General features: G+C 36.1%; 8 protein-coding genes. 5 read left to right on the top strand and 3 right to left on the bottom strand.

Annotated features, from left to right (window positions below; translation table 11 throughout):
- On the bottom strand, positions 1-2,612 hold a 2,612-nt coding region (locus ACOVO2_RS17465; RefSeq protein ID WP_421771214.1), incomplete at its 3' end, for a choice-of-anchor Q domain-containing protein.
- Positions 2,613-2,775: 163 nt separating this feature from the next.
- Between ACOVO2_RS17465 and ACOVO2_RS17470 the strand changes: the two genes are divergently transcribed.
- Positions 2,776-4,749: a sensor histidine kinase gene (locus ACOVO2_RS17470; RefSeq protein ID WP_421771215.1), complete on the top strand. Its 1,974-nt coding sequence runs from the start codon at positions 2,776-2,778 to the stop codon at positions 4,747-4,749.
- Here the strand turns inward: ACOVO2_RS17470 and ACOVO2_RS17475 are convergent.
- Entirely contained in the window at positions 4,742-5,392 is a 651-nt protein-coding gene (locus tag ACOVO2_RS17475) for a response regulator (RefSeq protein ID WP_421771216.1), read from the bottom strand. The two genes, ACOVO2_RS17470 and ACOVO2_RS17475, sit on opposite strands and share 8 nt — an antisense overlap.
- A 223-nt stretch (positions 5,393-5,615) precedes the next feature.
- Here ACOVO2_RS17475 and ACOVO2_RS17480 point away from each other — a divergent pair, with 223 nt between their 5' ends.
- The 4 genes from ACOVO2_RS17480 (at position 5,616) to ACOVO2_RS17495 (ending at position 9,923) form a co-directional block, all read left to right on the top strand.
- Positions 5,616-6,146 (top strand): DUF2975 domain-containing protein, encoded by a 531-nt coding sequence (locus ACOVO2_RS17480; RefSeq protein WP_421771217.1) that lies wholly within the window; start codon positions 5,616-5,618, stop codon positions 6,144-6,146.
- A gap of 12 nt (positions 6,147-6,158) precedes the next feature.
- A complete protein-coding gene (locus ACOVO2_RS17485; RefSeq protein ID WP_421771218.1) occupies positions 6,159-6,716 on the top strand; it encodes a DUF2975 domain-containing protein in 558 nt (185 codons plus the stop codon).
- Positions 6,717-6,728: 12 nt separating this feature from the next.
- Entirely contained in the window at positions 6,729-6,944 is a 216-nt protein-coding gene (locus ACOVO2_RS17490) for a helix-turn-helix domain-containing protein (RefSeq protein WP_421771219.1), read from the top strand.
- Between the two features lie 393 nt (positions 6,945-7,337).
- The gene (locus ACOVO2_RS17495; protein WP_421771220.1) at positions 7,338-9,923 is read left to right on the top strand and encodes an outer membrane beta-barrel protein; all 2,586 of its coding nucleotides are present in this window, start codon (positions 7,338-7,340) and stop codon (positions 9,921-9,923) included.
- A gap of 75 nt (positions 9,924-9,998) precedes the next feature.
- On the opposite strand, the gene ACOVO2_RS17500 is transcribed toward ACOVO2_RS17495, so the two are convergent.
- A complete protein-coding gene (locus tag ACOVO2_RS17500; RefSeq protein ID WP_421771221.1) occupies positions 9,999-11,429 on the bottom strand; it encodes a hypothetical protein in 1,431 nt (476 codons plus the stop codon).
- Positions 11,430-11,482: the final 53 nt, after the last annotated feature.

Here is an 11,482-nt window from a genome sequence, read left to right on the forward strand (position 1 = left end):
CTTTCTGTTCCTGCAAAACCACCATACAAGGCAACACCATTTACCAAATAAAATGATTTGTTGGAATGATTGATAGGTGCAACATTACCAAATGGGTCTTTTGAGGGCGTATATGTTCCTTTGGCTACCCAAATCTGTGTTACACTACAAGTTCTGGCAGCTTTCAGTGCCGACTCTAAACTGCGATAAGCATTTACCCAATTTGTTCCATTGTTTAGTCCAGTAGCTGAGGTATTTACATACACAACTCCATTGATAAATGAATTTGGACAAGCAACATATACATAACTGTTACGTTCATAAGCACCCATTTCGGGGTTTCCTGTTCGGCTGAGTCCTGTAATGTCTAAGAGTGGTGTACCAGTTGCTGTTCCTAAATTTAAGCAAGGTGATGTACTTTTTAGTGCCAATCCGTCATCTACAGTCATCCAAATTCCATCTGCTCCCGCAGGATTATCGGCATCAACAAACTGCGGATTTTGAGCAAAAATATTATTAAGAGTACCTATATTTGTAAAGTATGAAGGATAATTTGTCGAATTATTTACAAGTTGCAACGAAGTGTTTTTGACATAAAGAAAATTGTCGTTGATATCCATATCAATACCTTGACTATTGCTTCCAACAATAGATACTGCTGGATAATTTTCCCAAAAAATACAATTAGTAAATGACTTGGTGTAATTAGCCAGAAAATCGGTTTCAATGAGAACGGCTCTACCCGTATTCCGAGTAAAAGTAGAATTAGCCACACTCAAGATACTTTCATCACTTCTAATTCCTGCCGAATTTCCCGTAAAGACAGCATTGTTCAGAGTCAATGAACCATTAAAAGTAGTGAGAGCTTGGCTACCAAAGTTTTCATTAAAAACAACATTTAACAAAGTTGGAGAACCTCCTTCATTATAAAATCCCGCACCTCTTTCATTGTTATTAACCGAAGTTCCCGTGTAATTTTCAGAAAAAACGACATTTTTGACATTGATTGAAGATAAAACATTGATAACTCCACCACCATAATACCTATAAATACTATTTGTTTCTAAGCTAATGGAGGAACTTCCATTGGCATTGCCATATTTTATCGAAAGCCCATCTAAAACGGTTGTATTGGCATCATTGACCGAAACAACTACATGATAGCAGTTGTCAGATTTATCGCTACTAACTCCAATATCGCCACTGAGAATTGTAACATTATTCGTAACACGCTGACTAATAGCAGTTTCTGTTCCTGCAAATCCACCATATATCGCAACGCCATCGTACAAATAAAAAGTTTTATCTCGTGGGTCAGTTGGATTTGTATTTCCATACGGGTCTTTGGTTGGTATGTAGGTCCCCTTTGCTACCCAAATTTGCGTAACGCCACAATTCCTACTGACATTTAAGGCCGATTCTAAATTCGTAAAAGCATTTGCCCAAGAAGTTCCGTTATTCAAGCCCGTTGCCGCAAAATTTACGTAGGCGATGTTCCCAGCAAAAGTTGCACACGTATTATTGTATTCATAAGCTCCCATTTCGGGGTTTCCGAGGCGAGCCAAACCTGTAATGTCTGAACTCAATGCCCCAACAGAAGTACCTGTGTTTATACTAGGCGAAGGGCCTTTAAGCTGTAACCCATCATCGGCAGTTGCCCATTTATTATCAGAGCCTTGCAGATTAGTTTCGCTAATAAACTGTGGATTTTGTGCAAAAATATTGTTGTTTGTACTAATATTTGGGAAAAACGTAGCAGAATAATTGGTACTTGCACTGGGCAAAGACGAATTACTAATTGTCGTTGTTCCCGAGTAAGTAAATACCTCGGCATTCGCAGTATTACCATAAAATATACTGTTTTTGATTGCAAGCAAAGAGTTGCCATCTGACTCTATTGAACCTGCCCTATTTTTGTAAAAAGTGGCATTGACTATGGTTGTATTTGAGGTATTAACATTATAAATGGCTGATGGTCTTTCAACTGGAAATGGACTGAAATAAATATAGGTGTTGTCGTAAAAAATAGCATTTTGAATTGTCGGAGAAGAAGCATCAGCATAAATACCGATACCACTATTGGAAGTTATAAAGACATTCGTCATGATGATATTTGAGCTTTTGAGATAAACCCCAGCACCTCTGTCTTTATAAATGGTTTGCGATTCAACCGTGATAAATGTATTTGCCGATGAAGATTTACTCCCTCTCGTAATCGTCAGTTTATCTAAGATTGTGGTGTTGTTATCAGCCACCGAAAGCACCACATGATATGCTCCCACACCAAACCCACTCAAAATAGTTTCATTGCCCGAAACTCTTTGATTTAAAACAGTTTCTGTACCAACAAACCCCCCATAAATTGATACACCATTTTTCAGATAAAAAGTTTTATCGCCAGCATCGGCTGGAGACGCATTGCCAAACGGGTCTTTGCTTGGCACATAAGTACCAGCCGCTACCCAAATTTGGTCGCCCGCAACTGCCACATCTAAGGCACTTTGTAAGCTCGTGAAAGCATTCGTCCATGAAGTACCAGCGTTTGTTCCTGTGGCGTTGATGTTTACGTAACGAACGACGGCTTTAACGCTAAAACTACACAGAGTTAATAGTATCAGAAATATGTTTTTCATGGAAAAATAGTTTCCACAAAGTTCGGTCAACCCCTATTTCCAATCAATCCATGCTACCTTGTAATTTTATACATCATCAATACAGGTAAACCTGTATTTTGACCAAAAACTTTGGAAAATCTTAGTTTTTAGGCTTACTTAATGTGATTTTTATGACTGATTGATGAGAAAAATATTCTTCATAGTACTGTTGTTGATAACGAATAATGCTTTTGCAGGCCGCCCTGTGATTGATAGTTTATCGAAAAAAGTGAAGGATATTTCTATTCAAAAACAATCGTTTGGTCGAGACATCGCACTTATAAATGCTTTGTGGGAATTGGGCTACTACGCTATTTATTTCCGAGAAAAAAATGACAAATTGCTATTAGATTCGCTTCAAAGACTGACCAACCGCACGCAATGGCAAGCAGGTAAAGGCATTTTTCTGATTAATCAATCTTTCTATGATTCGTATGCGAGAAATGACTTTTCAAGTGGGCTGACTAATGCTTTAAAAGCCAAAGAAATTTTAAGAAATACAAATAATGCACGTGCTTTGGCTTATGCAAATCTGCGTATTTCTTCAATAATGCTGTGGAATTTGGGTAATGAAAAAAAAGACAAATTCAGTATTGCGGGCATACAAGCGGCTAAAGAAATGATAGCTTTGGGCAAAAAAATACACGATTTTGATATCCAATGTCAAGGATATATTTACGTAGCCAATCATTATAATTTCAGTAAGGATTCGCAAAATGCCTTACAAAACCTTGAAAAAGCTGACGAAATTATCAGTAAATACAAAGTTGGCTATTTAACCGAAAATCTATTTTATGGAACATACGGCGTGTTCTTTTCCTACACCAATCAATTTGAAAAAGCACTCGAATATTGGGAAAAGTGCTTGAAAATTGCCACACCACAAAATGATTTCTACACACTATCGTCAATGAATCGGCTAAAGGCTGATTATTATTACCAATATGCCAAAAAAAAAGATTTTGATACTGCCTTAAAACTTGCCCAAGAATCATACAAATATGCCAATCAATTCGGTGTTTTGAAATTTATCACCAATGCCGAACGTGAGCTATATATGATAAATCGACTGAAAGGAAATAATGCTGTTGCTTTGGTTTATTTAGAGCGATTTTGGAAAAATAATGATTCACTCAGCCGAGAAAAAATACAGAAAGTCTATGCCGATTATGATTTAGCCACGAAAGAGTCGCAGATTCATAAGTTAGAAAATCTGCAATTGATAAAAGAAGCACAAAGCAAAGCACATGAACTTGAATACCTCAAAACTTTGAGAGCCAAGAATGACTCATTGATTTTTCAGAAAAATGAGAAAGTAGCTTCTGAATACAAACTCATTTTACGAGAATCAGAAGTAAAAAAACTCGAAAACGAAAAACTCCAAACCGAAGCATCTCAACAAAAAACCATACTTAACCTACTCATTATAAGTCTTTTACTCGGTATTGGCCTGGTACTTTATTTCTTTAAAAATAACCAAAAACTAAAAGCTAAAAACCGAGAAATAGAAGGAGCACTCCTGAAAGGGCAAACCCTCGAACGCAAGCGAGTAGCACAAGAATTACACGATAATTTATCAGCAAAAATTTCGGGGATTCGTTGGCGGCTCGAAGCTATTCAACCTAATTTTAGTGTCGAAAAACACAAACAAATCTATGAGTCATCGGTCAATGCCCTTTCGGAGGTTTACACCGATGTTCGGCTCATTTCGCATAATCTTCTTCCTGCCGAACTCGAAACCAAAGGTTTGGTGGCTGCCACCAAAAATTTAGTGCAAGAACTCAATTCGCTTGAAAAAACAAAATTCTGTTTCGATTCAAACCTAAACACAGAAAGACTTCCAAATAAAATCGAATATGAATTGTTTAGCATCATTCTCGAATTATCGAATAATATCTTGAAACATTCGGAGGCAACAAAAGCCATGATTGGCTTGATGAAAGAAGATAATTTATTGAAACTTTTGGTAAAAGACAACGGAGTTGGAATAGACAACAAGCACTCCAAAAAAGGTATGGGTTTGAGCAATATTCAGTCGAGAGTGGCGGCTTTGAATGGAAATTTAAGCCTAATAACAGATGCTGGAGTTGTTGTAAATATTGATATTCTTATTTAATTAGCTTATTTCTAATCGCAAATTTCACCAAACCTATTGAATTTTTTATACCCAATTTCTTCAAAATATTGTGTCGGTGGGTTTCTACTGTGGCAGGGCTGAGGAATAGTTTTTCAGCAATTTCATTCGTCGAAAGTTCTTGGGCAATCAGTTTTATGATTTCAATTTCTCGATTGCTCAAATTTTCTACTTTTTCTTCTATGGTTTCATTCACTAAATCCGAAACCTGTTTATTTCGATTCAATAATTCAAAAACTACCGATTCGGAATAGTATTTTTTGCCCGAAGCTACCGTTTTTAGAGCTTCTTCAAACTCTGCTTTACCAGCTTTTTTCATGATATAGCCCGAAACTCCCGCCTGAAATGCTTCTTGTATCGTCTGAGCATCTTCCGAAACCGTCAGTAAAATCACTTTTACCTTCGGAAAACGTTGCCTAATCTGATAGGTTAGTTCAATACCATTCATTTCGGGCATCGAAAAATCTGATAATACGATTTCAACATCCGTGTGCTGTTCGAGCCACTTCAAAACCTCTGCCCCATTGCTACATATACTTACAATCTCATAGTTAGGCATTGTCGAAATCAAGATTTCGATACTTTCCAAAATAAACTGATGGTCATCGGCAATGATTAATTTCATGGGTTCAACTCAAATCATTTGAATTCCAAAGATAATAAATTACGGTACAATGCCTTCAAAATCGAGTTTAAAACAAGCTAAAACTATTATACAATTAATAGGCTACAACTAAACCAAAATCTGTTTATCAATATTTAATTACCTAAAAACATTATTTATTTATTGTTTATCAATAAATTATTTCTACATTTGTGTCATCAAACACATTTTAATATACATTTTTATGAAAACGCAAACCAAAACAATTTTAGAAATCATCAAATATTTAGCCCTCATTGGTGGCATTGGATTTTCAATCGAGTGTGGAGCTCAACTTATTTCATTTATCATTAGTTTCTGGAATACTCCATTTGCCCAGAAAATGTATTTTAGCAATCCACTTATCTATGAGTTACGCAATATTAATCAAACACACTTTCAAGTATTCATGCATTTACTCATTGGAATTGCAGCTATAAAAGCAGCAGTTTGGTACTATTTATTTGATTTTCTGCACAAACTAAAATTAAAAAACCCTTTTACAAACGAAGTATCCAACAAAATTCAGAATATCAGTTATCTGTTATTGAGTCTTTGGATAATTGCAGAAATTGGCAATGGCTATTGCAAATATGTTTCTAAACGTACTGACGTTGACTTGGTCAATTATTTCAATAATGGAGAATATTTCTTTATGGCGGGTATTGTCTATATTATTGCTCAAGTCTTCAAGCGTGGCGTTGAATTACAAGAAGAAAATGAATTAACCGTTTAAAAAACTAAAATCATGAAAACACAAACCGAAAAAATCTTGAATGTTTTAAGAGTCATTGCTTGGATTGGCTATATTGGTTGGCTAATCATCTTTGCTGTCGTTATCGTAATGAGTTTTTTTGCATTTCTCAATTATCCATCCGACCCTACTAAACTCCCAACAATTGATATTGATGGCTTAGGAATCACTTTTCAAACAATGAAAATCAAGTATCCAAACCATTTTATTGTCTATGTTGGAATTATAATTACTGAAACATTTTTAGTACTTAAAATCTGGGAAGTTTCAAAAAATACACTTTCGATTATGAAACTGAATAAGCCTTTTTCAAAGGAAATGGCAATAAAAATAGAGAGAATTGCTTGGTTTATTTTTGGTGTTTGGGTGGTTGAGATTTTCTCTGACTCATACAACAAATATTTTCTGGCAATCACAAACGGCGGAAATGAAATCGAATTTTCGCTTTCAACGGGCTTTTCATATCTCTACATGGCAGGAATCATCTATCTAATTTCCCAAATCTTCAAACGTGGTGTTGAATTACAAGAAGAAAATGAATTAACCGTTTAAAAAAATACCTTTATGCCCATTATCGTAAACCTTGATGTAATGCTTGCCAAACGCAAGATGCAACTCTCAGAATTGGCCGAAAAGGTAGATATTACGCTTCCTAACCTTTCGATTTTAAAAACTGGAAAGGCCAAAGCAGTTCGTTTTTCGACCTTAGAAGCCATTTGTGAAGCCCTTAATTGCCAACCCGGTGATATACTAGAATTTGTATCTAATGATAAAAATTAATTTTAAATAATTTTAAAAAGCCACGCAACTCTTCTCTTCAAAACTGCATCTACCTTCCAAAAGCAACTTCTAGACCATAAAACCACTCATCCTAAATTTAAAACCACTTATGTAATATCAGTTACCTTGTATTACAAAGTACCGATATATTTGTCACAGAAATTATGAAAAAGCAAACGACATACAATTGAAGAAGTCAAAAACTACCTCAACACTTTTGAGGTAGTTTATCAGAATCTTTAGAGGTTGTAACCTGCAAGATAATTTTTGCATCTAATTATAAAGGTCTGACGGCACGTCTGACCATCATAATAAAAGTACATAACGCGGAACAGACCTTCGGTCAGACCATCCATTACCAAAGAAAAAAGCTATTACTTAACAATTACAAAAATGAAAAAGCTATTACTAACAATGCTACTCGCATTTGCGAGCGTGTTCACCTTTGCCCAAACTAACGGAGTTTCGTATAAAGGAAAAATTTCGGGAAGCCTCTTCGACGAAAAAAAACAAGCACTACCCTTCGCCAACGTTTTATTACTCAAAGCCAAGGACTCAACCCTTGCCAAAGGTGCTGTAAGTGATTTAGACGGAAAATTCAGCTTTGAACAAATTGCAGTTGGCAACGACGCACAGTACGTCGTCTCGATTTCGATGGTGGGCTACAAAAAATATTTCTCTCCAAAAATTATCTTAAACGAAGAAAATCTTGAGGTAAAACTTTCAACGATTCAATTGAATTTAGATACTCAAAACCTCAAAGAAGTGACCGTTACGGCAAAAAAACCATTCATCGAACAAGCAGCCGATAAACTGATTGTAAACGTTGAAGGCAGCATTGTGGCCACTGGCAGTACAGTTTTAGAGGTTTTGCAAAAATCACCGGGTGTAACAGTCGATAATAACGATAATATCAGCGTAAAAGGTAAGCAAGGCGTGTTGGTAATCATGGACGGTAAACCTACGTATATGTCGCAGAGTGATTTGACTAACCAGCTCAAAAACATGAATAGCGACCAAATCGAAAAGATTGAAATCATCTCAAATCCATCATCTCGCTATGATGCCGCCGGAAAAGCCGTAATCAATATCGTAACGAAGAAAAATAAAAATTTTGGTACAAATGGTAGTATTTCGGCAGGGTTTTCGGCCAGTTTTCCTCCATATTTATCAAAAGGCCTAAACGAAGATTTCAGCAAAGTTGAAACCGTAAAGCCTGGTATCATGCCAAAATACAATACAAGCTTAAATCTCAACAATCGCCAAGGAAAATTCAATACATTTGCCAACCTGACTTTTTCGGATAACCAACGCTTCAATAACAACGTTTTTGTTCGTGATTTAGGTGGTAAGGTTTTCGAGCAATATGCGTATCGCTACAACGCCAATCAAAATTTTAGTTATAAAGTTGGAACCGATTTTTATGCTAACAAGAAAACAACATTGGGTGTTTTGGTCAATGGAAGTGTTGGCTCATGGCAGAATAAACCCAACTCGCCCAACGTAAACACCACATACATCAAGAGAACAGGGAATAATGTGCCTGATTCGAGTTTGGTTACTACGGCAAGTACATTAAGAACTTGGAAAAACGTGACCTTGAACGCTAACTTTAAGCACACTTTTGACTCGACAGGCAAAGAACTAACAGCTGATGTTGATTATTCGACTTACCAAAACTTAGGCATCGAGCGAGGAATGGTTTCAAGATTTTATAAATATATCGACCTAAAAGAAGTAGAATCAAACGCACCGCTTAATATCACGAGCAATACACCCAATCAGTATAATATCATTGCGTTGAAAGCTGATTATGTGCATCCATTGCCAAAAAGCAAAGCTAAATTAGAGTTCGGAGCAAAGAGTAGCTGGGTAAAGTCTGACAACGATATTCGTTTCTTCCAAAATGGCGAAGTTGATAAAGGACGCACAAACTACTTCATTTATGATGAAAACATCAATGCAGCTTACGCAAACTTTAGCAAAGAATTGAGCAAGAAATTTAACATTCAAGCTGGGTTACGCATGGAACACACGCATTCAGTAGGAAAATCGGTTACTTTAGACGAAAAACGTGAACGTAACTACGCTCAGTTATTCCCAAGTGTATTCTTGAATCAGACGATTAATAAGGATAATCAGATTTCATATTCATACAGCCGCCGTATCGAACGCCCTGATTATGAGTCGCTTAACCCATTTGTTTATTTCCTTGACCCATATACTTATCAACTCGGTAATGGCTATTTGAAACCACAATATACCAATTCATTTGAGCTAACGCACTCTTTCAAACAAGCATTCGTAACAAGCATTGGGTATAGCATAACCAACGATTTTATGATTGAGGTAATCAAAAATGCCATCAATGACCCAGAAGTTTTGGCTAAAATCAAGAAATATAACAATATTCAAGGAATTGACCCTGAGAAAATCACTTTTGCTACTCGTGAAAATATCGCTAAATTTGAAAACATCAATGTCAATTTCAGCGTACCGATTCCGATTACAAAATGGTGGACAGCACAAAACAATATCTCGGTTTTCTATAATAGATATTCGGGACAATTATTAGAACAAAACCTAAATGTCGGACAAGTGGCCTATAACGGTTACACAAACCATAGTTTGAAATTACCCAAAAATTTGACGGCTGAAATTTCAATGTGGTACAACTCGCCAAACGTTTACGGAATGATGCGTGGAAATGCCCAATATGCAGTAAATGCAGGCTTACAGAAGAGTTTTTGGAACAAAAAAGCTAATTTGAGATTAAACATCAACGATATTTTCTTGACCAATAAATTTGTAGGAAAGACTGATTTTGCAGGTGTAAAAATGAACCTCAGCAACCGCTGGGATAGCCGTGCTGCACGCTTAACGTTTACCTACAAATTTGGTAATCAGAATGTAAAAGCAGCTCGCCGCCGTAGCACAGCAACTGAAGCTGAGCAAAGTAGAGTTAAGGCTGGAAACTAAGTAGAAAGTAAATTTTTAATAAAACCTGTAAGGATTACGAGACATCTTCGTACTATTCCTTACAGGTTTTTTATTTCAATCTTGTCGCAATAAACTCACGCCCATATTCAACCCGAAACCCGTAGTATGATACATGAAATGATTATTGATAGATTCTTGTGAAGAAAGTGAAATCACAACCGAAGGTTCAAGCCATAAAGCAACTCGATTATTGACTGGCTTGCTGATTCGGTAGCCAATTCGACCATTAAAAACTGGTTTATTCAAAGCCGAAGTTTGAACACCCGCTCTAAAACCCACCGAAACAGCATGAAGTTTCTTCACTGCATACAATAAATCGCTTTGAAGTTCTAAATATTGCCAATTTTTTTGCTCAACATTTATGCTATTTACGGGTTGTACTTCAATATTTAATTCATCAATCACTTTCACAACTTTTTGGTTATTATTTGTTAATCCATAACTAAAATTTGATTTTCCTGCCATAAAACTAAGCCCAGTACGAATATCTAATTTCTTGCTCAATGGATAAACAACGCCCAGTTGTGCCGCAAAACTCAGCCTATCGGATGAACTATTAAAGTCTTTTACCACAAAGTTATCCGTTCTATTGGGTGAAAAAACATAATAACTCAGCATTGGACTAACATTCGCATAAATCTCGGTTGGTGGAATAAATACCAAACGTTCTCGAGGTGGTTCTTCAAATACAAAAACTGGTTCGCTTTGGGGTAACGCTGGCACATTTAAAACTTTATTAACTGACTGAATATCAGTATTTTTAGGCATTAAAAAAGCAAACTCATCAGTAAAAAACTTAGCTTGCTCAGTGCTTATCACCTTACTTTCTTCAATTATCTTGTTTGTATTTTGTGGAGAATTTGGGTCAGATAAAGTAAAATCTGAGCCTTGTATTAGAGTCTTGTTTTGTGGTTTCGATTCAAAAACTTCATCAACTTTCGCTTGCTTTGCTACAATTTCGAGTAGAAAAGTATCTATTTTTAGTGCCTCAACTTTGGGTTCGCCAATAGTTTGTTCATTTTCCTTTAAGGTTTTACTTACGATAGAAGACTCTGGTGATTCAGACGCTACGATGGTTATTTTTACCTTTTTCTCAGAAGCATTTTCTCCTTCTTTAGATTTAGTTTCTGTGATCGAAGCCCTTACGTTTATAGGCGTCGTGTTTTTAGTTAAAAGTTGTGTAGATTGAGTAGCTTGTTTTTTCTCCCCAACAGGTGCAGATTTAGTGATTTTAGTAGATACAGTTTGTTGTTGTGTTTCATCAAATGTTGAAAATAAATATCCCCCAACCAAAAAGCCAAGCAAAACACTCGCTGCAATTCCCATAGAGCGATAATTATTCCACCAAAAAACTATCGGACGTCTTTCGGGTTCGGGAGCAATTCTTTCTTGAATTTTATTCCACACGGCATCATCGGGCATTTCTTCAAAATCTCGAAAACGCTCGTGGTACTCTTTCTCTATGTTATCTTCAAAATTTTCCATCTGTAACTTAGTTACTTGTTACTGGGTAATTTTTTTTTGGTTATTGGGAAACT

Source organism: Emticicia sp. (genome assembly GCF_049241225.1).
GTDB lineage: Bacteria > Bacteroidota > Bacteroidia > Cytophagales > Spirosomataceae > Emticicia.

Coding starts and splice junctions, on each gene's coding strand:
- ACOVO2_RS17500 (WP_421771221.1), bottom strand. CDS start 11,429: ATGGAAAATTTTGAAGATAACATAGAGAAAGAGTACCACGAGCGTTTT.
- ACOVO2_RS17490 (WP_421771219.1), top strand. CDS start 6,729: ATGCCCATTATCGTAAACCTTGATGTAATGCTTGCCAAACGCAAGATG.
- ACOVO2_RS17470 (WP_421771215.1), top strand. CDS start 2,776: ATGAGAAAAATATTCTTCATAGTACTGTTGTTGATAACGAATAATGCT.
- ACOVO2_RS17495 (WP_421771220.1), top strand. CDS start 7,338: ATGAAAAAGCTATTACTAACAATGCTACTCGCATTTGCGAGCGTGTTC.
- ACOVO2_RS17475 (WP_421771216.1), bottom strand. CDS start 5,392: ATGAAATTAATCATTGCCGATGACCATCAGTTTATTTTGGAAAGTATC.
- ACOVO2_RS17485 (WP_421771218.1), top strand. CDS start 6,159: ATGAAAACACAAACCGAAAAAATCTTGAATGTTTTAAGAGTCATTGCT.
- ACOVO2_RS17480 (WP_421771217.1), top strand. CDS start 5,616: ATGAAAACGCAAACCAAAACAATTTTAGAAATCATCAAATATTTAGCC.